The 23855-nt window shown below is 52.4% G+C and carries 18 protein-coding genes, 1 pseudogene and 1 riboswitch; of the genes and pseudogenes, 8 read left to right on the top strand and 11 right to left on the bottom strand.

Annotation, left to right across the window (positions count from 1 at the left end):
* Nucleotides 1-170: 170 nt before the first annotated feature.
* From BJ917_RS01615 to BJ917_RS01605, 3 genes are read left to right on the top strand one after another with little or no spacing between them, the layout of a single operon-like run.
* On the top strand, nucleotides 171-992 hold the full coding sequence (locus tag BJ917_RS01615) for a transporter substrate-binding domain-containing protein (RefSeq protein ID WP_121101305.1): 822 nt from the start codon (nucleotides 171-173) through the stop codon (nucleotides 990-992).
* Nucleotides 989-1834, top strand: a complete 846-nt coding sequence (locus BJ917_RS01610) for an amino acid ABC transporter permease (protein WP_121101302.1) — start codon at nucleotides 989-991, stop codon at nucleotides 1832-1834. Before BJ917_RS01615 ends, BJ917_RS01610 begins: the two co-directional genes overlap by 4 nt.
* Before the next feature lie 35 nt (nucleotides 1835-1869).
* Nucleotides 1870-3252, top strand: a complete 1383-nt coding sequence (locus BJ917_RS01605) for an LLM class flavin-dependent oxidoreductase (protein WP_121101299.1) — start codon at nucleotides 1870-1872, stop codon at nucleotides 3250-3252.
* 350 nt (nucleotides 3253-3602) lie between these two features.
* On the opposite strand, the gene BJ917_RS01595 is transcribed toward BJ917_RS01605, so the two are convergent.
* From BJ917_RS01595 to BJ917_RS01580, 4 genes are all read right to left on the bottom strand, one after another.
* The gene (locus tag BJ917_RS01595; protein WP_158602461.1) at nucleotides 3603-4274 is read right to left on the bottom strand and encodes an ABC transporter substrate-binding protein; all 672 of its coding nucleotides are present in this window, start codon (nucleotides 4272-4274) and stop codon (nucleotides 3603-3605) included.
* 362 nt (nucleotides 4275-4636) lie between these two features.
* On the bottom strand, nucleotides 4637-5836 hold the full coding sequence (locus BJ917_RS01590; protein WP_121101293.1) for an MFS transporter: 1200 nt from the start codon (nucleotides 5834-5836) through the stop codon (nucleotides 4637-4639).
* Between the two features lie 86 nt (nucleotides 5837-5922).
* Complete coding sequence (locus BJ917_RS01585) at nucleotides 5923-6945, bottom strand: alpha/beta hydrolase (protein WP_121101290.1); 1023 nt, start codon at nucleotides 6943-6945, stop codon at nucleotides 5923-5925.
* 53 nt (nucleotides 6946-6998) lie between these two features.
* A complete protein-coding gene (locus BJ917_RS01580) occupies nucleotides 6999-8048 on the bottom strand; it encodes an NAD(P)-dependent alcohol dehydrogenase (protein ID WP_121101287.1) in 1050 nt (349 codons plus the stop codon).
* A 165-nt stretch (nucleotides 8049-8213) separates the two neighbouring features.
* Here BJ917_RS01580 and BJ917_RS01575 point away from each other — a divergent pair, with 165 nt between their 5' ends.
* On the top strand, nucleotides 8214-9182 hold the full coding sequence (locus BJ917_RS01575; protein WP_121101284.1) for an AraC family transcriptional regulator: 969 nt from the start codon (nucleotides 8214-8216) through the stop codon (nucleotides 9180-9182).
* A gap of 202 nt (nucleotides 9183-9384) precedes the next feature.
* A riboswitch (Fluoride riboswitch) is annotated at nucleotides 9385-9447 on the top strand.
* Nucleotides 9448-9513: 66 nt separating this feature from the next.
* A pseudogene (gene crcB / locus BJ917_RS32140) lies at nucleotides 9514-9919 on the top strand (fluoride efflux transporter CrcB).
* 339 nt (nucleotides 9920-10258) lie between these two features.
* Here crcB and BJ917_RS01565 read toward each other — a convergent pair.
* From BJ917_RS01565 to BJ917_RS01540, 4 genes are all read right to left on the bottom strand, one after another.
* Nucleotides 10259-10693, bottom strand: a complete 435-nt coding sequence (locus BJ917_RS01565; RefSeq protein WP_121101282.1) for a PRC-barrel domain-containing protein — start codon at nucleotides 10691-10693, stop codon at nucleotides 10259-10261.
* Nucleotides 10694-11500: 807 nt separating this feature from the next.
* Nucleotides 11501-13609 (bottom strand): amylo-alpha-1,6-glucosidase, encoded by a 2109-nt coding sequence (locus tag BJ917_RS01550; protein WP_256658484.1) that lies wholly within the window; start codon nucleotides 13607-13609, stop codon nucleotides 11501-11503.
* An 84-nt stretch (nucleotides 13610-13693) separates the two neighbouring features.
* Nucleotides 13694-14722 carry a glycosyltransferase family 4 protein gene (locus BJ917_RS01545; protein ID WP_121101276.1) on the bottom strand — a complete coding sequence of 343 codons (1029 nt, stop codon included), beginning with the start codon at nucleotides 14720-14722 and terminating at the stop codon, nucleotides 13694-13696.
* A gap of 879 nt (nucleotides 14723-15601) precedes the next feature.
* Nucleotides 15602-16057 carry an Hsp20 family protein gene (locus BJ917_RS01540; RefSeq protein WP_121101273.1) on the bottom strand — a complete coding sequence of 152 codons (456 nt, stop codon included), beginning with the start codon at nucleotides 16055-16057 and terminating at the stop codon, nucleotides 15602-15604.
* 1739 nt (nucleotides 16058-17796) lie between these two features.
* Between BJ917_RS01540 and BJ917_RS01530 the strand changes: the two genes are divergently transcribed.
* Complete coding sequence (locus BJ917_RS01530; protein ID WP_121101268.1) at nucleotides 17797-18021, top strand: hypothetical protein; 225 nt, start codon at nucleotides 17797-17799, stop codon at nucleotides 18019-18021.
* Between the two features lie 61 nt (nucleotides 18022-18082).
* On the opposite strand, the gene BJ917_RS01525 is transcribed toward BJ917_RS01530, so the two are convergent.
* The gene (locus tag BJ917_RS01525) at nucleotides 18083-20245 is read right to left on the bottom strand and encodes an ATP-binding protein (protein WP_121101265.1); all 2163 of its coding nucleotides are present in this window, start codon (nucleotides 20243-20245) and stop codon (nucleotides 18083-18085) included.
* 192 nt (nucleotides 20246-20437) lie between these two features.
* Here BJ917_RS01525 and BJ917_RS01520 point away from each other — a divergent pair, with 192 nt between their 5' ends.
* The gene (locus BJ917_RS01520) at nucleotides 20438-20683 is read left to right on the top strand and encodes a PLD nuclease N-terminal domain-containing protein (protein WP_121101262.1); all 246 of its coding nucleotides are present in this window, start codon (nucleotides 20438-20440) and stop codon (nucleotides 20681-20683) included.
* A 219-nt stretch (nucleotides 20684-20902) separates the two neighbouring features.
* Nucleotides 20903-22066, top strand: a complete 1164-nt coding sequence (locus tag BJ917_RS01515; protein WP_121101258.1) for a zinc-dependent alcohol dehydrogenase — start codon at nucleotides 20903-20905, stop codon at nucleotides 22064-22066.
* 383 nt (nucleotides 22067-22449) lie between these two features.
* On the opposite strand, the gene BJ917_RS01510 is transcribed toward BJ917_RS01515, so the two are convergent.
* Together BJ917_RS01510 and BJ917_RS01505 are read right to left on the bottom strand one after the other, a co-directional pair.
* Nucleotides 22450-22701: a DUF6555 family protein gene (locus BJ917_RS01510; protein WP_121101256.1), complete on the bottom strand. Its 252-nt coding sequence runs from the start codon at nucleotides 22699-22701 to the stop codon at nucleotides 22450-22452.
* A 188-nt stretch (nucleotides 22702-22889) separates the two neighbouring features.
* Nucleotides 22890-23855 (bottom strand): class I SAM-dependent methyltransferase, encoded by a 966-nt coding sequence (locus tag BJ917_RS01505; RefSeq protein ID WP_121101253.1) that lies wholly within the window; start codon nucleotides 23853-23855, stop codon nucleotides 22890-22892.

Here is a 23855-nt window from a genome sequence, read left to right as displayed (position 1 = left end):
CGTGGCAAGGTTCTGACTCATCTACAAAGAGGGAACAGTGGAGCCAGCGCCTGAACCCATAAGGCTCGATATAGCCTGAAACTAGCTTGATATTCCAACAAACATGTACAAGTGATTTTTATATTGCGTTTTAATCTAATCAAATCTTTCAACTGATTGGAGCTACGTACTTGAAAACCACGGCATTGTTCTCCTTGGGCCTGGCATTAGCCGCTAATTGCTCTGCAGCTTTTGCAGGCCCCATCCTCGATCGTGTGACGGAGAAAGGTGAGTTGACCGGCGTCCTGATGGAGAGTTATCCGCCGTTTTCTTTCCTCAATGAGCAAAACCAGTTGGACGGGTTTGACGTGGATGTCGCCAAGGCGGTTGCCCAACGCCTTGGCGTCAAACTCAAATTGGAGACCCCATCCTGGGATGTGATCGCTGCTGGCCACTGGAGCGGGCGTTATGACATCTGCGTCTGCTCGATGACTCCGAGTAAAGCCCGCGCCGAAGTGTTCGAATTCCCGGTCGAGTATTACCAGTCACCAGCGGTGATCGTGGTGAATGCCAAGGACAAAGACGTCACTTCAGGTAAAGACTTGTCCGGCAAAAAAGTCGGCGTGATCAGCGCGTCGACTTACGAAGCCTACTTGAACAAAGATCTTGTGATCGAGGGCGCCGAAGACAAGCCATTAAGCTATCCATTCGATCATGTTCAGGTGGCTCCTTACGACAATGAGACAGTAGCCTTCCAGGATCTGGCACTGGGTACTGGCGTGCGTCTGGATGCCATGGTCACCAACCTCATCACCGCGCGTGAGCGGATTGCTCAGGATTCTCGCTTCAAAATTGCCGGCGATGCGCTATACGCCGAACCAAACGTCGTGGCGATTGAAAAGGGCGATCCGCAATGGAATACGAAGGTCACCGAGGTCATCACCCAACTCAAGACTGATGGCACTCTAAGCAAGATTTCGCAGAAATGGATCGGTGCCGATATCAGCCAATGACAGCCCGCAATCCATACTCGGCCAAGGCGACTGTCGCACCCCAAAGCGAGCCGCGCTGCTTGAGCCAGTTCTTTGGCTTTCGCACTCGTCTGTATCTGACGTGGGCGGCGCTGTTCGGCTTGTGCGTCATGTTTTTCATGAGCTTCGATCTGAAGTTCTCGATCATTCTGGAAAAGTGGCCGAATCTGGTCGGCCTGCATCTGGGGCCCAACGGTTTCCTGCAGGGTGCCGCACTGACGTTGTTTCTGTGCTTCTGCTCGATCTGGCTGTCCCTGCTCCTGGGGTTCGTGACGGCGCTGGCGCGTCTGTCACGCAGTGCCGTGGCTTTCGGTATCGCGAGCTTTTACGCCTCTTTTTTTCGCGGTACTCCGCTGCTGATTCAAATTCTCCTGATCTACCTGGGTTTACCGCAGCTGGGGGTTGTTCCCGGTGCCATCAGCGCCGGTATCATTGCGCTCTCGCTCAATTATGGGGCCTACCTCAGCGAGATCTTTCGTGCCGGCATCCTGGCCGTAGCGCCTGGGCAGCGCGAAGCGGCGATGGCGCTGGGTCTCAGGCCGACGGCGACGTTTCTGCACATCGTCCTGCCGCAAGCCATGCGCACGATCATTCCTCCGACCACCAGCCAGTTCATTTCAATGCTCAAGGACTCATCGCTGATCTCGGTGATGGGCGTCTGGGAAGTGATGTTCCTGGCGCAGTCCTATGGGCGGTCTTCTTATCGCTACATCGAGATGCTCACCACCGCAGCCGTCATCTATTGGCTGCTGTCCATCGGGCTCGAGTTGATACAGCACCGCCTCGAACGCCACTACGGCAAAGGATTCAAGAATCAGCGGTGACCCGCCCCGTTTAATCATTTATTTCAGGAGCCACTATGTCCGATCCAAAACCTCTGCTGTTTGCACTATACGAGCAGGCCAGTGTCGGTTGCGGCGGTGCACCAAGCCTGTGGACGCACCCGGCTGACGAACGACTGACCATCAACTCTCTTGGCTACTGGTCGAACCTGGCACGCATTGCCGACCAGGCTCACCTCGACATGCTGTTTTTTGGTGATGTGCTGGGTTTCTACGATGTATTTGGCGGCAATGCCGATGCGGCCATGAAATGGGCGGTTGAAGCACCGGCGAACGATCCTTTGATGATCATCTCGGCTTTGGCTGCCGTGACGGAAAACCTGGCCTTTGGCGTCACCGTCACCACCAGCTACGAACATCCGTTTACCCATGCCCGACGCTTCAGCACGCTGGATCACCTCACCAATGGCCGGGTCGGCTGGAACATCGTCACGTCTTACTTGTCCAGTGCCGCCCGCAACTTCGGCCTGGAGCAGATGATCAAGCACGATGACCGCTATGAGCGCGCCGAAGAGTTTCTCGATGTGGTCTACAAGCTCTGGGAAGGCAGTTGGGCCGATGACGCTGTGGTCGCGGACAAGGCGCGCCAACTCTACGCCCGGGGTGATCGAGTGCGGCCGATCAACCACGTCGGTGAGCACTACCGGGTGGCCGGGCCGCACTTGACCTCGCCATCGCCACAGCGCACGCCGTTGTTGATTCAGGCCGGCTGGTCGGGGCGCGGACGTGAGTTTGCGGCCAAGCACGCCGAGCTGATCTTCATTGCCAAGTCCAACCCGCAGGAAATTCGTCAGGGACTGGAAGAGATCTGGGCCAAGGCCCAAGAACGCGGTCGTCAGCGTGAAGATGTAAAATCCCTGACGGTGCTGCGTATCGTCACGGCCAAGACCGAGATCGAAGCTCAGCGCAAATATGATGAACTGCAAAGCAACTATCACTTGCAGGCACAATTGGTCAGTTATGCGGGTGATACCGGCATCGATATCAGCCGCTACGCCGACAGTGATGCGCTTTCTACACACACCGAAGGCATGACCTCTTACGTGATGCGTCCCGATGGCAGTGGCAAACCATTGACCGCTGGCGACGTCAAACAACGGTTTGCCAACGTCACCCGAGGCAGCGATCTGATTCTGGTGGGCACCCCGCAACAGGTGGCCGTGCGCATTGAGGAGCATGCACGAATCTCCGGTACCAGTGGCTACATGATCAATCCGCTGATTAGCCCCGGAAGCCTTGAGGACTTCGTCGAGCTGGTTATTCCCGAACTGCAAAAGCGTGGGCTGTACCGTACTCAACCGCAAAGCGGTACCTTCCGTTCGCGGTTACGGGCCGATGGTTCAAATCTCTTGCCCATGTCGGCCTATGGGGCCTCATTCCGTATCGATAAGGATCGTTAGAAAGAAGGGGCGAGTCGCCCATACGGCCTATTTGATCTCCATCTGTTGACGCCGGCGCTGAATTGACCTACGAACTGAAGCAAGACTGCCCCACCTATAATTCTGCACAAATCCCGCATAGTAAATGGTTCGAGAGGAGCAGACTGGGTCAGTGACATATCGGCAACTAGGTCAATTCGGCATCGGTGCCAACATCAGTAAATGCTCGCGAGTGAGCTGAATGTCCAAAGTCCCCAGGTTTTCTGTCAGATGATCTACCCTGCGGGTGCCTGGAATTGGGACGACCCATGGCTTTTGTGCAAGCAATCATGCCAGAGCTACTTGGGCCGGTGTTCTGTTTTTAGCGATGGCTAAGGGAACCAGCGTTTATGTATCTCCTCTAGCACGCCGTTGGCTTCGACACGCCTATAGCCTTCATCATATATCTCCAAAGCTCGCAATCCGTCTGGATGCATTAAGCTGAAGCCAATCGTTGAGTTTTCTACTCCGCAATTGAAGGCGAAGCGCACCGTATCTTCTGTGCCCGACTGTTTGGCCTTCTGGTTCCTGACCTCAAGATCATTGCTCATAATCACTGCCGCCTGAAAGCGCCGAACGGCGAGTTTTTGCAGGCTTGTTAAGTCCGAGAGGGAATTCTCGAATACTACCCCTGAGGCTTGCAGTGCCATCACCTGGGCTGAGTATTCGTAATCTCTGGTGATGCCAACGATTGTACCAGCAGGCAAAACACATTTACCGTCTAGGGGCAGTGGCAAGGGGGCTTTGATAGGTTCGAAGATATCGTTGCTGACTTTAAAGATCGGTCGCGCCGCCAGCTTGATCTTGCCCTCAAATTCGGGCTGCCAGCTCATGTTGAAGCACGCGGCCACTTGACCAGTGAGCACCATGTACTTACAGCGTGAATACGGCACGACTTTTAACTGTATCTCTACCGCCATCTCTTTGAAGGCGGCTCTGACTACATCGTTGGCGTAACCTGTGCCGTCGCTTTTCGACCAAGGTGCGGCGGCATCTTCCACCATGATCGTCAGCGTTTCATTTGGCTCGAGTACGGCGCTGGCGGTCGCGCACGCAACAACTAGATTTAGAAGGCAAGTTAGAAGAGTAGGCGAAGCAAGTGGCCACATTCTGCGTTAAATCCTTTTTCCCATGGACGCTTCATTGAGTTTGAAACGAACGCGTGCGGATAGATATTCAAGTGTCGGCGAGGTTGTCTGGCTCCTGTAAAAGGATAGTCAAAAGTTGCGGCTCGCATACGCGCATCTTACGGCCTCAGAGTAGCTGAAGAGAGGCATACGCAATATTCCAACTCGGGAGAGGAAGCATCTCAGCCGTGTCGCACAACCGAGCCACAAGATATGCATTGCGGTGGCTTGTGGTTATTTCAAGCGTTGTTCGCCACCGCAAGAGACTCTCGCGATGCTGCGCGTGCAGCCAGGAAGGCAAGAACGGCCGCCGCGCCCAGCAAGGTGGCGCTTAACTCGAAGGTCGCTCGATAGCCGCTCAAGTCAAAGACCAGCCCACCAACGATTGCGCCAGACGCGATTGCTAGTTGGATGATCGCCACCATTAAGCCGCCTCCTGCTTCAGCAGCCTCTGGCAACGTTCTCGCCAGCCATGTCCACCATCCTACGGGCGCTGCGGTCGCAACCAGTCCCCATAGGCCAAGCAGGACGGTCGTGGTGGCCGCTGAGCTACCGAATGAAACCAGCGCCAGTGCAATCACCGCCATCAAGATCGGGATAACGATAAGGGTACGCTGCAGTCCGTTTTTCAAGAATGCTTCAATCAGGAAAGTTCCCGCGAGGCCCGCCAGGCCCAGGCCGAGCAACATCAGCGAGAGCATGGAAACATTGACCTGCGTGACCGTTTCAAGAAATGGGCGCAAATAGGTAAACAGCATAAACTGGCCCATGAAAAAGACACTGACCGCCAGCATGCCTAAAGCGACCGGTAGGCTTTTCATCAATCTGAAGACGTTTCCAGTGCCTGAGCCGCTGTGCGATTTCATCGCTGGAAGGCTTAGTAAGAGCCAGACACCGGCGACTATCGCGACTGGGATGACGCACAAGAATGCACCGCGCCAGCCAATCAATGCACCGAGAAAACTGCCCAATGGCGCTGCAATTACCGTCGCCAAAGCGTTGCCGCCGTTGACGATTGCCATGGCCCGTGTGACCTGATTATCAGGTACCAGACGCATGGCCGTTGCCGCCGATAATGACCAGAATCCACCGATTGCCACTCCGATCAGTGCTCGCCCGACCATGAACACCCAGTAGTTCGGTGCGAACGCGACCACTGTTCCGGATAGGATCACCATCAGTGTCAGTGAAAGAAGTAGCGGTTTACGGTCAACCCGCGCCGCCACCGGCGGGATAAGCAGGCTGGTGAACAAGGCAAACAGCCCCGAAGCGGAGATCCCCTGACCGGCTTGCCCCTCGGTGATATGCAGATCTGCGGCAATTGGTGTCAGCAGGCTGACGGGCATGAACTCCGATGCCACGAGCACGAAGGCGGCGAGCGCCATGGCGAATACGGCGCTCCACGATTTATGGGGCACTGGGAGGAGGTGATCAGTCATTGCTTGAATCCTGTATTGCGCGAAGCGTCGTAGCCCCGAGGGCGAGGCTATGAGAGAACCGATGCCCGGCTAGGGCACCGACCGGGCTACTTCAGGTTGCTTTTGAAGAACGTGGTCAACTTGGCGAATGGAATGAGGCTGACCCGGTCGTAAAGATCCACGTGTCCGGCATCTGGAATAATGAGCAGCTCTTTAGGCTCAGCAGCCCGCTGGTAGGCATCCTCACTGAACTCGCGTGAGTGGGCTTGGGCACCAGCAATGATCAGCAATGGGCGCGGGGAGATGGTCTCGATGTCATTGAACGGGTAGAAGTTCATGAACTTCACGTTGCTGGTCAGCGTCGGCATGGTGGTTGTCTGCGGCGTTGCGCCTGCCGGAGTGACCTCACCTCGTGGGGTGCGGTAGAAGTCGAAGAACTCGTCGCCTACTTCGTTGCCAGTCAGTTTGAGCGGTGTGCCGCCGGTGTAGCGGATTTCGCCACCCTGGAATTCCGCATAGCGTTGCTCGGACGCTTCGCGAATGATCTGCTGGCGTTGTTCGACAGTCACGGCGTGTTTGAGTCCGTTACGGTTGGCCGCACCCATGTCGTACATGCTGACGGTGGCGATTGCCTTCAGGCGTGGATCGATCTTGGCCGCGCTGATGGCGAAACTGCCACTGCCGCAGATGCCGATGACGCCAATACGCTCACGGTCGACTATGGGTCGAGTGCCGAGAAAATCTACGGCGGCACTGAAGTCTTCTGCGTAGATATCTGGCGAGACTGCTTGGCGAGGTATGCCTTCGCTCGCGCCCCAGAAGGACAAGTCCAGCGACAGCGTGACAAAGCCCTGCTCGGCCATTTTGGTGGCGTACAGGTTCGCGCTCTGCTCCTTCACCGCACCCATGGGGTGGCCGACGATGATGGCGGCATTTTTTGCTTTGGGGTTGAGATCCTTCAGGGTGAACAGGTTGCCCGCCACCTTCATACCGTATTGATTCTTGAAAGTGACCTTTTCAACGGTCACTTTCTCGCTTTTGTAGAAGTTGTCCGCGCCGTTCGACATATCGGCTCCCATTGAAGAAAAAGAGGTAACGAGCAGCCCCAGGGCTAGCAAAATTCCTTTCACTGGATATTCCTTTCGATTGCATGGTTGTTCGCTGGAGTTTTTGACTCAGGCGTTTATTCAGCCAACGTGGCGTTGTCGATTACGAAGCGATACTTGACGTCACCCTTGAGCATTCGCTCATAGGACTCGTTTATCTGATTGGCTCGAACCAGTTCGATGTCGGCGACGATGCCGTGCTCGGCACAGAAATCCAGCATCTCCTGGGTCTCGGGAATACCGCCGATCATCGAGCCGACAATCGTTCGGCGCTTCATGATCAGGTTGAATACGTTCGGCGACGGATGTGGCGATGCGGGCGCACCGACGAGAGTCAGCGCGCCATCGCGCTTGAGCAGCACCAGGAAAGCATCGAGATCGTGCGGGGCTGCGACGGTGTTGAGAATGAAGTCAAAGCTCTTGGCATGCGCGGTCATTTCTTCGGCATTGCGCGACACGACAACCTCGTCGGCACCCAATTGCTTCGCCGCCTCGCGCTTGGACTCCGAGGTGGTGAACGCCACTACATGGGCGCCCATCGCGTGGGCCAGCTTAATGCCCATGTGACCTAGGCCACCGATGCCGACCACGCCAACTTTCTTACCCGGCCCGGCGTTCCAGTGACGGAGTGGGGAGTAGGTGGTGATGCCCGCACACAACAGCGGTGCAACGGCAGCCAATTGGTCTTCGGGATGGCGGATGCGCAGTACGTAACGTTCATGCACCACGATGTTTTGCGAGTAGCCGCCGAGTGTCCAGCCGGGTAAATCCAGGGTCGGGAAGTTGTAGGTGCCGACCATGTCGTCGCAGTAATTTTCCAGGCCCGTGGCACAGTCGTCACAGTGTTTGCAGCTGTCGACGATGCAACCGACCCCGACGAGATCACCGACGGTGAAGTCCGAAACATGCGCACCCACTGCTGATACGCGGCCAACAATTTCATGCCCTGGTACGCAGGGGAATTGCGTGCCTGCCCACTCGGCACGCACCTGATGCAGATCCGAATGGCAGATACCACAAAAGGCGATATCGATCTGTACGTCATGGGCAGCAGGTGCACGGCGGCTGATCTGCAACGGCTCAAGCGGTTTGTCGCCCACGTGAGCACCATAGGCTTTTACAAGCATGGGAAAGTCCTGAATGGGGGGGGCGGATGATCATTGTCCGGCTCTGCCCAGAGACTCTGTAGAGCATTCCGCTTGATTACTTGCCTGATCCTATGAGTCTTGGCTTTTTTGCGGGACGGTCGCCAGCTGGCGAGTTAGAGTTCAGCGAAGAGGTACAAGACGAACATGACGATCAAACACGAAACCGCCGCTGCATACACATCCCCCCAAGAAGCGCTTGCGCATACCATTGGTGCTCGAATCGCAAAGCCCGGTGACTGCGCTACTTCGATTGCTGGCCTGGGCTTTTATCGGCGTGAGCATCCTTCTCCCCCCGTCGTTTGCATGGTCGAGCCGAGCATCATTCTTGTCGCTCAGGGCGAGAAGCAGCTGTGGGTTGGTGGCGAAGGTTATCCGTATGACACGTCGCGATTCCTGGTCACGTCATTGGACTTGCCAGCCAATTCCGAGGTGCTTGCTGCAAGCCCGGAAAAGCCATGCCTGGGGCTGACTTTGAAACTCGATCTGCGCATGCTGGCTGAACTGATAGCGCAAAGTGACCTGCCGCCAATCCGGGATCGATCAGTTGCGAAAGGGGTAGGAATTGGTTCAGTGACCCTGGCAATGCTGGCGTCATTCGAGCGCTTATTGGCACTGCTCGATGAGCCGGAGTCCATCCCTGTTCTCGCACCCTTGATCCAGCGCGAGATTCACTACCGTCTCTTGCAGAGTGATCAGGCGGGCAGACTACGACAAATCACATCCGTCGATGGCCAGGGTTACCGGATCGCCAAAGCCATCGATTGGCTGAAGTTGAATTACACCTTGGCGCTTCGCGTCGATGAACTGGCGGCCCGAGTGCAGATGAGCACACCGACTTTTCACCACCACTTCCGCCAACTCACAGCAATGAGTCCCTTGCAGTACCAGAAATGGCTGCGATTGAATGAGGCGAGGCGATTGATGCTCAATGAACACCAGGACGTATCCAGTGCGGCTTTCAAGGTCGGCTATGAAAGCCCATCGCAGTTCAGCCGCGAGTACAGCCGGTTGTTTGGCGTACCCCCCAAGCGGGATATTGCGGTGTTGCGAGGGCAGGGTAGCAACACCAATGCGCGTATGAGTGGCCATTGGACGACAAGAGCGTTGCGGTAAGCCGGTTCACCTGATTTGAACATTCTTCGTCCGTATTGTGACGACGGAGGACTGTGAAGGTGGTGTCGGAATCTGAACAAGGCCCCACGACCGCTAAGTCTTGACTGAACAAGTGATCTTGGGTGGCGTACGAAGGGTCTTGAGGGCCCTTTTTTTGCCGATCACCGCGAACAGTATTGATAGCATAAAAGGCTTGTTTAAAATTTGCCCTGGAGACGACATTCCTCTTCAAAACCGCCTCTCGGCTGATGATGCCTACGCTACCCTGTGGAAGAGTCGTGGGTGCGTGCCTGTCTTTCCATAGGGCCTTCAATCCCTTTGGAATACACGTATATACACATCCCTTCCTCCAGTAATCATCGGCGGTAGCTTGGGCTGCAAGCTTCGTTGGGTGCTCGGGTTAAAGCTGAATGGATTTTTTAACAATTTGCCTCTCGGCATTCTGCTAGTAAATCTCGTAGGCGGTTTCATCATTGGTAGCGCAATGGATCTTTACGACAATGCCCAACCCTGACCCTACCTGGAGATTGTTCGTTACCACTGGTTTCTTCGGCGGGCTCACAGCATTCTCGGCATTTTCTGTTGAAGTTGTTTTCATGATGTAAGAAGGAGGATTGGGCTGGGCGGCTACGATATTCACGCATGTCAGCGGCTCACCTCTCATGATCTTCGCTGGCTGCACGGTTGCAAATACTTGGACTGAAGGTCGCGGAAGCCCCCTCTTTGTCGACGAATAATGCGGATATGGAGAAGGGCGCTTTCGGCCATTTTCTTCACTTGGCCGCTTTCTGCCCTTGCGAGAGGAGAAAAACGGCCAGTTACAGCTGTTATCCTAACCGGGAGTCGGCCTTCTGCTTTCACTGAAACTCAGTTCAGTTATTCCGATACGAGCGAATTCAGAGGCCGCACTGCGTGTACGGTATGGTTGGAACCTAGCCTTAGATTCAAGCCTTCTATAGAATTAATTTTCAACTCTTATTGCTACTAATAGAACCTTTTCCTCAACGCAATGAGCCTAGTGGTTGACCCCCAACAACCACTGGGCGTGCATCATTCTCGCTTCGTATATGGATAAACTAGACATTGTAATCGAGGGGCTTAGTTCCATAGAAAGAATGGATTTTTGTGGCCCAAGATTCGTCAGCCATATTAGGCCAGCTGTCCTTGTCAAAGCCGGGTGCATTTTCCAAGCGTTCTTTCTCTACGTTAAGTACAAAGCGTTTGTTTACTGTATCCAGTGTTAATGCATTCCACGGTACCGCAAACAGTTTTTCTCCCATACCAAGAAATCCACCAAATGAGAGTACGGCATAACTTACTCTTCCGCTACGTACATCTAGCATGATTTCTTTAATATCCCCCAAGTCTTCTTCATTATGGTTATAAACATCATTTCCGATTAATGTGTCTGCCCCCATTAGGTCGGGGCCAGGCCCTTGTTCTTCGGAGCTGGTATCTCGCAGGAGGTTGGTTTTGTAGATACCATAGGTATCTCGATCTACGTAGTTCATTACTTTCTCCTATCAGAAATCGCCAATCAATCAAAAAACGATACACACCGATTATAGGGGTGTATTAGTGGGATTCCTACATTTTTGAAAAAGTCGAATTTTTTTTGATAAGACGACGAATGGCGATTTTAAAAGGAAAATAATTTATCAGCTTTCAATTGGATTGTTGTTCATTCGGGATGTTCTGTGCGGTTTTATATATAGTCGTTCACTGCCGTCGAGATCGCACTCCTGAATGAAGTAGTTTCTTTTATGGAGGCTGCGGTGAGTGCCACCTTTCTCATGGTGCGCTGAAACAGGCATGCCCAATGACGTCTCCAACTCCTGGATATACCGAGTGACCTGAGGTCGCCGATGTCTAACGATTTGGCTGCTTTGGTAAAGCTGCCGAGTTCGGCAAGCCTGTCAGTCAAATCGATTGTAGCAATTCCAGGACGCGTTACTTCGAACCCCACCTGACGCATGAAATTGAGCATGTTTTTTATCTAAGGATAGAGCAATCATGTCTTTTCCACTAATTGTATTAGGCTGGTTCTACGCCATTGACCCGATGCCTACGTCACCTTATCCATTGAATTCTGGGCGTGCTGAAGTTGATCCAATGAAAGAGTCAGGGATGACGAGCTTCCGGATTACGAAGGTGAGTATGCGCTTAATGATGACGATACTGGGCTCGATCTTAGCCGGGTATGTGAAGAAACGGATAACGCGGTAATGGATAGACAGCAAGACCCCCGCTAAAGCATTTTATACTAGCCCTGTATCCTGTAGGGCTCTGCAAAAAGCCAATCGAAGTTGTGTAGCATTTTAAAGTTTGACATCCAGACGAATCAATTTGGGCCCTTGCTGCCGTTCAATATAGGCAACGACGCGATCACCGATTCTTTGGAAACCAAGGTCGACGCTATGTTCATTGATTCTCAGCTTCCGCACTTCAAGGCGATCAATGCCAATGGGAAGATGAGGTTGTCGAATGACCACACGACAGTCTTCGGCATCAACAGTAATGCCCAGACAGGCGTGTAAGAGCATGAACACTGAGCCAGCTGCCCAAGCCTGTGGTAAACAGGCTACTGGATATGCTACCGGTGTCTCACCGGGGCTGCGCTTGAATCCGCAAAACAACTCCGGTAATCGCATTCCGAAGAACGTAGCCGCTTCGAACATTCCGCTTAGCAATCGGACAGCGCCAATGTGTTCGCCGTATCGACTGATACCTGCTGCACAAAGAGCGACATCGTGAGGCCAGACCGAACCATTGTGATAAGACATAGGGTTGAAACGGATAGCCCCCGTTTCAAGCGTTCTGATGCCCCAGCCATTGTAGAAGGCGTTAGTGAGAAGTTGTTGCGCAACGGCCTTGCCTCGCTCGGCCGAAGGTAGGCCGGTAAACAGCAGATGACCGACATTCGAGGCCCTTACTTCGCAACGCTCGCCGTTTCCGTCAAGGGCAAGTCCATAAAATTGCTGATCCTTCATCCAAAAGCAGCGTTCCACCGACTCACGCAATTTTTTTGCACAGGTTTGCCAGTGTTCGGCTGCCTGGTTATCGCCTCGGCGTTTGGCCAACGCACTCATACCCAAATAAGCGCGCCAAGCGTAGCCTTGCACTTCTACCAGCGCGATAGGCCCTTCCGGCGAGCGACCATCCTTGTGGAAAATAGAATCGTGACTGTCTTTCCAGCCCTGATTGGCCAGACCGGTGATTTCCCCTCGCTGGTAAGTGATAAAACCTTCGGCATTCCTTGATGCGTTGTTTTCCATCCATGACGCTGCCAGCTTAAGTGCCGGCCATAGCACCTCAATGAGCGCCAGATCATCAGTCCGTTGTACATAGGCGCCGGCCAACATCAGGAACAAAGGCGTTGTATCGACGCCTCCGTAATAGCGAGCAAAGGGTAATTCGTTGAGTCTCGACATTTCTCCCTGCCGAGTCTCATGCATGATTTTTCCTGGTTCAGCATCACGGAATGTCGAGGTTTCGGTGGCTTGATGAGCGGCTAGGTAGGCGAGTACTCCTCGCGCCAGGGAGGGGTTAAGCCACAAGGATTGATAGGCCGTGATGATAGCGTCACGTCCGAACGGCGTGGAATACCAAGGAACGCCGGCATACGGATAGGGGCCAGTCGGAAGGTCTGCCGTCAGTAAAGCCAGGTCGGCACGTGATTTGTTGAGCCAGGCCTGGAACAAACGGCCTGAAGCTTTGATGCGCGCGCCTCGTTGGTCTTTCTTGCGCATTGCACGGCAAGCTTGAGCGGCAGCGGATCGATACCGTTGACGCCCTGGCTGCATGATGCTTGAGCCAACCTCAATATAAAGCTCATGGCTTTTATGAGCGCCTATTTCGATTCGAAAGCTGGCATTGTCGGCATTGATCTGCGCTGGCTCACCGGAAAAGCTGATCGCCATGCTGCGCGGCTGTTTGTCCAAGCCCTCGTAGCACAAGACGACCCCTTGTTTGAATACCTGCGGCGCGGTGAGCGTGCCGCGCAGAGGCCGGCTTTGTCCGCGAACCTCGAACATATCCAGGAAGTCGCCAGCGAAACGTAAATTGATCGGCAACAGACTTGGTTGATCACTGTAATTGAACAGGTTGATGCACTCGAACATGCGTTCCTCCCAAAGAAAACGCTTGCGTTCGATATGAATAACGCCTTGTGGTGTGATTTCTTCGCCTAACAGGGGTAGGGGATGATTGGTTAAATGAGAGAGAAAATAGACATTGTCCTGGCTAACTGAGGCAGACAGTAGGGAAGGGCGGTGTCCAGCAACATTTAACTGGTAGACAGACAAGAGTCGAGTGTCGTGATGGAATAACCCTACGGCGCCAGGTTCGATATCACCGAATGCGTTGGCCACCAGGTAGGTATTGTGGTTCATCAGCACAAACAGGTTTTGAGCGCTCGGTTCATTCACGAGTGGAACTTGTTCGGGAGATTCGGGAGAATCGGGAGTGCAAGATGTGTTTGTCATGGGATTAGCTCGAAAGCATCACGAGAATCAACCTCCGGTAAGAATTCGATAGAGGTCGACATACCGCTGAGCCATCACCCTGGCAGAAAAACGTCTGACGAATACGTCACGTATTACCTGTCGATCAAGTTCAAGTACCTGACGGGTAGCGACCACAGCCTCTTCTTCACTATCGATTATGAAGCCTGTTACCCCATGATCAACCACTTCGGGGACGGAACCACAATTCCAGGCGATGACCGGTGTACCACAGGCCATGGCTTCGATCATGACTAAACCGAATGGTTCGGGCCAATCTATGGGAAATAATAAGGCTATGGCGTTTCCCAGGAAGTCGGATTTTTCATGATCTCCTATCTCTCCGATATATTCAACGCCCGGTAACGCGAGTAAAGGGCATATGTGCTGTTCGAAATATTCATGATCAGCGGCATCAATTTTTGCGGCGATCTTTAATGGCAAGCCGGCAGCGCGGGCGATGCTAATTGCGCGATCAGGGCGTTTTTCAGGCGATATTCTTCCGAGAAACGCTAAATAATGGCCTGCACTTTGATGCAGGCTTAAGCTGGTATGTGATAAGCCGTGATAGATTGTGTCGATCCAGTTTGCATCTGGCAGTGGCGTACGTTGATGCTGAGAGATGGATACCAGAGGATAGCGATGCCATCGCGCATAAGCACCATCAAGATCTTTCATATCCAGTCTGCCATGAAGGGTGGTCAATACTTTATTCGAAATATCTTCAAAAAAAGGAAAGTGCAATAGGTCAATGTGAAAATGCAAAACATCGAACTCGCCAGCTCGACGCTGTACCTCTGAAAGCAAGCTTAAATGACTGGCAAGTTCAGACTTTAGCGGTGTTTTATCCAATCTCAGCGCTTGATCTCGACCCGTTACCAAGACGCCAGCTGTGTGTGACCCATTGGCGGCAAATAAGGTTACTTCATTTCCTAGCTCTACCAATGCATCTGTCAAATGTGCAACTACCCTTTCGGTACCTCCATACAGCGAGGGTGGAACGGACTCATATAAAGGGGCAATTTGCGCTATTTTCATAATGAGCGTCCTACTGTTTGGTTCACAACCTTCTTTCACCGTAATAGTTCGACCAATCCACTGCCGGGTTAAGTTTTACGGCGATGACAAACGGCACCGATAATAGGGAGGATAATGAATATTTGCAGACATAATAGTCTTTATTAATTGGCTTCAGGCCATGGCACATCGGCTACTCGTGATTCATTTCGCCGTGGATCATTTGTTGGAGCTGGCTGCTTCCTGAAAATCTGCTTTGAGCTCCAAACTGGGCGTCTTCGTCTTTTGCTGTGAGGAGCTAAGGGCAATCCAGGTTCGCAGTTCTAGGTGCGTTTCCAACCAGAAGGCGAGGAATTACATGAATACTTTAGAAGTAGGGCCGGAACCAGCACCGGTGTTTTTAACCAGGCTCTGGAGATACGGTCATACACTGGATCAGATTTTTTTGTCACTCAATTTGAGTGATGGAACTCTTTAACCATCGGATGAGTTCAGGCGTGGGCAAAAGCAATTGTTTGAGCGCTGGGGGCGTGTCTGCAAGAGGTGTGCTTTTGCAAAACTGAAATGAAAGGGCAGAAGACGAGATTATGTTTATGAAGCGGGTAAAGGGATTGAGAAGCTTTGTTGGCCAGACTACAAACGTGAACTCGAGACGCGATTTCGCCAACAGGAGATTTTGATACGGGCCACCGCCCTGAACGTCATCACCGTTGTGAACCTATTCTTTTGTTGACCGCTCCACTAAGAAATATTCGGATTCGAGTATGTATGAATGCCCGCAGACGGATTTCACCGGTTCAGGAGATGAGACTGCACGCCTTTGATGCCTGGCATCACGCACCGGAAAAAGAAGCTTGGTCGGTAAAAAAGGCGCTCCGAAGAGCGCCTCGTATGTAGCTGTTAGTTGAGCTGTTTCAGATCAGACTTCCCCGGGCCATCTATATTGATGCGCTTAGGTTTAGCTTCCTCTGGAACAACCCGCAGCAGGTCAATGCTCAATAGACCATTTTCCAGCGAAGCATTTTGAACCTCAATGTGATCCGCTAAACGGAAAGACAGTCGAAATGCCCGTTGTGCGATACCTTGGTGTAGGTAAATCGCCTCCTTATCGTTTTCTCGCTTGCCGCCGGCGATGGTCAAAACCTCTTTCTCAACTTGAATGTCCAGATCATCCTCAGTCAAACCCGCCGCCGCTATGACGATTCGATAGTGATCGTCGCCATGCTTTTCGACGTTATGAGGTGGATAGGTAGTCGAGGCCGCCTCGCTGCGAAGCGCGGATTCAAAAAGGTCGTTGAAACGATCGAAGCCTACCGACTGACGGAACAGGGGGGCTAACGAAAAGGTAGTGGCCATAGCTAAATCTCCTGAGTTTTCTCCAAGTGATTTATAACGCGACCCGGTTTCGGCATCGCGTACAAAATATATAGCGACGTCAGAAAAACGATTCAAGCAGGGTAGAAATAATTTTTTGTTCTCAAACGCCAACCGCGTTAAAGACGTCATTTATATCGTCTATGTATCGCTCAAAAGCGTCGGTCGATATCCACCCAACGTGATGACTGCGCTGGTTTATTGCGGTTGACAGGTTGACCGGGATGATTTTTTGGCTGATCGCGCTACCCATTTGCGTGACCTTATCGATCGGAGTTTACTACCTCCATGGTGGACACCAGTTCCTCGAGCAGAACCGCATAGTAGCGTGTGAGATAACAGGCGATGGGTTCGTTGCGAAGGAGACTTACGCCGATTGTAGTATAGCCTTCATCAGCGGTAGAACTCAGGGAGAGCGCCTTGGTCATCTTGCAGCATTTCGTCATCGGGCATCCGATAGGAACGCGTTTCAATGATCGACTGAGTGCTTTGAATAATCGAGTTTACGATAGGCGGAAAGCTCCATTCGCCCGAATCCGTTCTCCAGGAGGGTTTTGCGTGCGCGTCTGTTTTAGCTTGTACGAGCTTTGGTTCCAGACATTGTTTCCAACGTTTTTTGAATCTCTGCATGAGGACATAGACTTGGCGGGAGGTAGGGGGAGGTTGTGTTCAAATCATTGTGAGCTATGCCCATAGCTAAGCTGCGAGGTGACGTAAATGGAGAGCTCGCTCGTTCGGGCTAATGGCCCCCGGCTCACCTAATCAGTCGAGCATCTCCTTGATGATGGATGGAACGTTCCTGGTTTCGTCGATTCCTCGGTAATAGGTACCTTGCCAAGCAAGTCGAGCGGCTCTACCTCTACTTAAGTGATCCTGTCGCCTGACACGGCGGTGATTTTCCTCAATTTTGGTCTGGGTAATTGATCATTTGTAAGGAGGGAGGGCATGTTGAATTGCATCGAGTTCGTCCCAGGGACGCTGCCTCGAGTAAGTCGATTTCGAACACGTGGAGTGATGGGGAAAGTCGTTTTCCCTATCGAGTTCAGATTGCGTCGCCAGACATGATTTGCAAATGAGGGTGGCCCGCGAAAGGCTCCACGTTTCGTGCCAGGCGATAAGTCTTTCCGAAGGAGACATAATAATCTAAAGCTCGACACAATTTGTACAACTATAGGTTTCTGTATAGCTTTTGGCGAGCGCAATATAATTTTCATGCCCTGCAGTGCCCTGCAGTGCCATGCGATGACGCGTGTCTGACGGGTACACCAAGCCATCCAACCGAAACTGACGACCTATCGAATCAGCAGAAGACTTCTATCGCAGTTATTGTGCGTTCCGAGCTAACAAAGCCAGTGCTCAGAGCTCGGAAAGGTATCGTTCGAAGTGATCTCAGCCGCTAACGGTATCACCCTCGCCCTACACGACGATTGATCGCGTATTGGCATCCAGCCAGCAATACCGATGCGCATACTTCAACCAGCAATGAACGCTTGCTCTCAGCATTGCGCCAGCAGCCATAGACATAACGTTGGCCGGTGAGTGGCTCGAAGAGGTTACTGGATGACGTCGCCGAATTCGGACTACGTTTCAGACTCAACCGAGTCAACCACCCGAGTGACGGGGAAACCCGGTGTCAGGAATTGTGATATGGGAACCATGGTGGCAGCGCTTCCCATTGTGGTGCTGGGCTTCCATTGCCTGCACAACGAAATTTGGATCGTATGAACAACGATCCGAGCCTGCAAGGCGGTATGGGGGAGGACGACCCGATGCCATCATCACCTGATCCATTGAGTCTTGGCCGCACTGAAGTTGACCCAATGAGAGAGGAGGGGATTGGCGACCTGCCGGATAACGAAGGGACGCGTCCGCTTGATGATGACGATGCCGGGCTAGACCCTGACCGGGTGCGAGAGGAGACGGATAATGCTATTGACTCCGGATAATAACTCTGGAGCCCTGCGCTAACAGGGCTCTGTTATTTTTTCAGGCCTTTGACGAGCCGATCTATTGATTCCCATTAATCAACGAATGCACTCGCGAACCCAGCTCATTGAGACTGAAAGGCTTGGTCAGTAGCTGTGTGGCGGCGTTGGACGGAACCAACTTGGCGCCACCAGCGAAGCCGGTGATGAAAAGCGTCTTTAGTTGCGGATATTTCGCTTTGAGTTCAGCATCCAAATTGATGCCGTTCATCAATCCGGGCAAGCCGATATCCGTGAGCAGTAAATCCAGCTGTTCCAGTTTTTCAGCTTGTTTGATGGCAGATACGCTATCTACTGCTTCGATAACGCGATAGCCCGTTTCGGTCAAAAACTCGGACACCATTTGCCGTATAGCCGCTTCATCATCCACCAGCAAAATGGTTTCGTTATGGCCGTTTGATTCCACTCGTTGAGTTTCGCCGGAGATTGGCTTGGTTTCATTTGGCTGCGAGCTTTCGATTGGAAAATATAGAGTTACTGTGGTGCCAACATCCTGGGTGCTGTGAACCCTGATCTGTCCACCAGATTGCTGGGTAAAACCGTAAATCATGGAAAGGCCTAAACCGGTTCCTTCCCCAATCTTTTTGGTGGTGAAAAACGGGTCGAAAATACGCGACAAGTTGTCAGGACTGATGCCTGTACCAGTGTCCGTCACTGCGATGCTGGCATATGTTCCAGGAGGCATCATTTTCTCGATGGATTCCGTTTGATCGATAATGCATCGGTCAACCTCAAGTGCGAGCTTTCCTCCATCCGGCATAGCATCTCGCGCATTGATGGCGAGATTGAGCAGCGCATTCTCTAGCTGATTAAGGTCACAACGAATGCGATCATTAGCTTTGAATGAGCATTCGACAATGATGCTTGGGCCGACCGATCGCCGGATCATTTCTTCCAGGCCCGCCACTACTTTTCTAGGATCCAGAAGCTCTGGCTCGAGTGACTGCTGCCTGGAAAATGCCAAAAGGCGTTGCGTTAACGCAGCCGCCCGCGATGCAGAAGTCATAGCGACGGAGTTGTAGCGGCCCAAGTCGCTGAGACGGCCAGCGTCGATGCGGCGTTGCATTAGTTCCAGACTACCGATAATGCCAGCCAATAAGTTATTGAAGTCATGAGCTATCCCGCCCGTAAGCTGGCCCACTGCTTCCATTTTTTGACTTTGTCGAAGCTTGGATTCTGCTATCGCGCGTTCATGTTGCTCGGCCTCAAGCTGCCGAGTACGTTTAGCGATTCGATCCTCGAGTAAATCGTTCCAATCCCGAAGTGCATTCTCCAGCTGAACTCGATCATCTACATCTTCCACAGTGCCGTACCATTGCTCACTTTGTTCAACGGGGTCAAAACTACAAAGGGCGCGCATTCTGAACCAGCGATACTCACCACTACGTTTTTTTAACCGGATAGGTAAATCGAAAGGTTGCAATGTGGATATTGATTGATCCCATAGCTTGGCAATCGATCCGCGATCCTCTGGGTGAATGGCATCGACCCATCCTCGTCCTAAAGTACTTGTGGACGCTAAGCCGGTATATTCATACCAGCGCGAATCTATTGAAATCAGATCACCTGCCTTGTCTGCTGTCCAAGGCCAGAGCAGATTCATTTCGGCCGCTATACGGTTATGCCGTTCACTTTCACGGAGTTTATTTTCGGTGCACCGCATGATTTGAAGGGTTTTTGAGCGTTTTAAAACCGCCCCTAAGAGGTTGCTGTATACCCTGAGAAAATCGATATCACTTTCTCTAAACTTACGCGGACGTCGACTATCCACCTCAAAAATCCCGAAGGGGCGTTCCTCGTTAGCGCCGCGAACCAGCACATTCACAAAAGCCTTCACTCCATTTTTTACTTGGAATTCGTGATAGCGGAATCGTGACTCGGTAGAAATGTCAGTCGAAATGACCGGGGCGTTTGTCTTAAGTGAATACAGTTCCGGGCTTCCTTCGCACGCCTGTACTTGAACTTTCCCAACCACATCTGCTTTCCAGCCTACGCCATTGCTGACCAGGAAGGTAACCCCGTCTTCTTGTAGCAGCATGAACTTGGCCAGGTTTGTTTCGAGCGCTTCACCCACCAATCGACATGCCTCATCGAGGATGTGCTCAAGATCGTCTGAAGCAAGGGCTAACTCGCCAAACTCGGCCAGTACTTTGCGTTGGCGCAGCAGGGTGTCCTCGTTGGTCATGGCTTCACCAAAGTAGACTTTATTGTTCGATGGGCGTGCTCAACCTAGGTTCAATCAGCTTGACCGAGCGTCGGTGGATCTCATGCCGTTCATCCCAGGCCTTTCCTAGCTCTACCCAGGCGTAGGCGAGTTTGCTTTGAACACTTAAAATCTCCAGTTGCCTAAGCATTTCAACCTCGGGAGGTTTGGGCTATGTCTGAAGTGACCAGTTACTTCGCGATCGCCATGGCGGTGGTTATCCTGCTTGTGGATCTTTGGGCTATCGTCAGCGTATTTCGTAGCGATAAAGCAGTGGGGATAAAAGCCGCCTGGGCCATTGGACTGTTCGTGTTCCCTGTACTTGGATTGATCGCATGGGGTGTTGCTGGCCCACGAGCCATCAAGGAAGGGCCGATATCATCTGAACACAGCAAAGGCGGAACTAATCCAACCCGTTGAATCCATCGCTGCCAAGTTCTGCAATCGAGCCAGGGGTATACATGGCCGGATCTTCATCTTCACTGTGAGCACCCTTACTCTCCGGATCGCCGCCTTGCCTTTTGATTCCGAGGTTTCTTGATGACACCGTTTATCAGGCAGCCTCTGTTTTTGATGAAACCTTGTCTTCACTGCTTTCTCAACCCTCTACGGACTTCACAAAGTCGCGGAGATGAACAAATGAAAGCAGTCGTATTTCATGGCGTGGGCGACATCAGACTGGACGATGTTCCCGATCCAACCATTCAATCATCCACCGATGCCATCGTCAGACTCACAGCCTCGGCTATTTGCGGAACGGATCTGCATTTTATCCGTGGCAGCGCCCCAGACATGCAAGCCGGCACCATTCTTGGTCATGAGGGCGTGGGCATCATTGAGGAAGTCGGCGACGACGTGCGCAATCTTAAGGTCGGTGATCGGGTAGTGATTCCTTCCACTATCGCCTGCGGTAACTGCTCCTACTGTCGCGCTGGGTATTTTTCCCAGTGCGACGTGGCCAATCCCAATGGAAGTACAGCGGGCACGGCGTTCTTTGGCGGCCCGAAAACCACCGGCCCGTTCAATGGACTCCAGGCCGAAAAAGCGCGCATCCCGTTTGCTAACATTGGTCTGATCAAACTTCCCGAGGAAATCACCGATGACCAAGCCATCGCCATGTCAGATATTTTTCCGACAGCCTGGTTTGGAGCTGAAATGGCCGAGATCAAGGATGGCGATACTGTTGCTGTGTTTGGCTGTGGCCCCGTGGGACTGTTCGCCATTGTCAGTGCCAAATTGATGGGGGCTGCCAGAGTTTTCGCCATCGATGGTTTGGACGACAGGCTGGCCCGCGCCAAAGCTTTAGGCGCTGAGTGCATCAACTTCGAAGATGAAGACCCAGTAGAAACCATCGCTCGGCTAACAGGAGACATAGGGGTGGATCGGGCAGTTGATGCCGTGGGTATCGACGCCAATCACGTGCATCATGGTGAGACTCATGAGCAAGCGCAGTGGCAAGCAGGGGATGAACCCTCCCAGGTATTGCAATGGGCAGTAGAAACAGTGGCGAAGGCAGGGACGATTTCCATCATCGGCGTGTATCCGGCAGGATTCGACAATTTCCCGATTGGCGCCGCTATGAACAAGAATCTTCGGATCAATATGGGCAATTGTCACCACCGAAAATACATTCCCGGGCTCATCGAAATGACCCTAGCAGGACGGGTTGACCCTTCAAAAATTCTCACTCAGATCGAACCGTTGACCGATGCAATTTCCGCTTTCAAATCGTTCGATAAACATCAGACAGGTTGGATCAAAGTCAAACTCGACCCGACTGCCACTTTAGGAGGACAGACATGAGCTAGAGCTACCGTGCTTCAATCTGTGCTGCGTATTTTACGCATTAGCGACGAGTAACCCATCGGTCTTTAAAAAGAAGACAACGATTAGGCGCGAGATACCCATAAAGATGACATCTGTTTTGCTCAAGAGTGAATGGACATCACCAAAAAACAGAAACCGCATCACGGCTTTTCCGACCTCTGAAAGTCAAAGATCCCGGACTTGACGGTGTACCAAATGCCAACGTGGCAACTGACAAGACTGAGAAGGCTCGAATTGGTGGCCAACACAGTCACGGAGATACGCGAGGCGAACAATGATAAATTTGCTCGGCCTGCTGGCATGCATCGTCTGCAGGCCGACTGCCTGCTGCACCCCAATGGAATGGCTACTCATCGGATTTAATAACTATCATTCCAATCCAAAGCGGCGGTTTCACGCCATTTAACATCCGTGATCCCGTATTTTTCAGCTTGAGGTTTAGTGACAACCTTTAGCGGCGGCTTTCCTGGTTTAGGTATAGGCGCTATGCCGGCATCGCAGCTTGCCCAATGCCACGCATCTTCATTGCGCATGATCTTGGCGCGGATGATGAAAGATTTCGGCTGTCCATGAAGTTTGTATTCAATGATGAAAATATCTGTGCGACCCATGAGTTCCTCCTCACGCTCATAGCCAAAGGATTAGCTGGCGACGAAAAAATTCAAAGATTCAGCAGGAGAAAAGAGAGAGCTGAACGGTGGTTTCTCGATATGGGGCAGTTGGCGTCAGGAGCCAATCCATCGGGTCACTGACCATAATCGCTGGTTGATTCAACGAGCCAAAACATCATGATTGGAATTCACTCCTTCCGGGTGACCGTGAGAACGACCGCAGCGATTCGTTCGGCCTCATGGTACGTTTCTGTCTCCAGTTCTTCACCAAAAACGTCAGGATCAATCTCTCGATAAATCCAGGCTAGATCCGATCTGTTGATCAAGGAGAGTGACTGCTCAAGAAATAAATCCACGCCATCAACAAAGGAAGCACCGGTATAGAGAACCAAGCTGCCACCCGGTGATAAATGCTCTATCGATTGTTTGAGGATTCGCACTGACAGCTCCGATCCCAGGTGCTCGCCGCCATGCCGGTAAGCGCGCTGCTCTGTATCTTGCATGTACGGCGGATTGGCAACGATCAAATCGAAATTCTCTGATGTGCCTGCAAGGATATCGCTGTGGCAGACATATACATTGTCGACGCCGGCCAGAGAGGCATTGACGTCAGTGTATTTCAGCGCGGTGGGGTTGATGTCCAGCGCGAGTACTCGCGAGCTTCGTCTCGCCCGGGCAATCAGAATGGCACCGACTCCGCTCCCGCAGCCAATATCCACAGCAGTTTGTATCGGATGCACGGAAGTACGAAGAAAATCCTCGATTGCCTGAGCGAATCGATAAGTGTCCGGGCCGAAAAATACCGAATCGTTGGCCAAAGTAGGAAAGCTGGAATGGACGAAGAGCGAGTGATCGAGGCTTGACCAACGTACGTTACTCATCCACATGTTACCGTCGGCGCGCAGAACGCCGGTATCAAGCAACGCCTTGTGCTCCTGCTCTGTAAGCAAGCCGGCCGCAAAAGGGCGGCTCCAGCCAAATACATCTCTCAGGCTGCGTGCCTCGCAATTTGCTGTCCGATCATTGACCCGTTGATGAGTCAATGGCGTGACTGTCACGAATCGATAGTGCTCCGATAGCAGGCGTTGCCCCAATTGCAGCAGGGCGTCATGACTCTCATTGTCCGATTCAAACTTTTCCGGATCTAAGGTCAT

Origin of the sequence: Pseudomonas sp. WPR_5_2, assembly GCF_003634475.1 — a bacterium.
Classification (GTDB): domain Bacteria; phylum Pseudomonadota; class Gammaproteobacteria; order Pseudomonadales; family Pseudomonadaceae; genus Aquipseudomonas; species Aquipseudomonas izuensis.
Note: the sequence above shows the minus strand (reverse complement) of the source record. Positions and strands in the feature narration are given on the sequence as shown.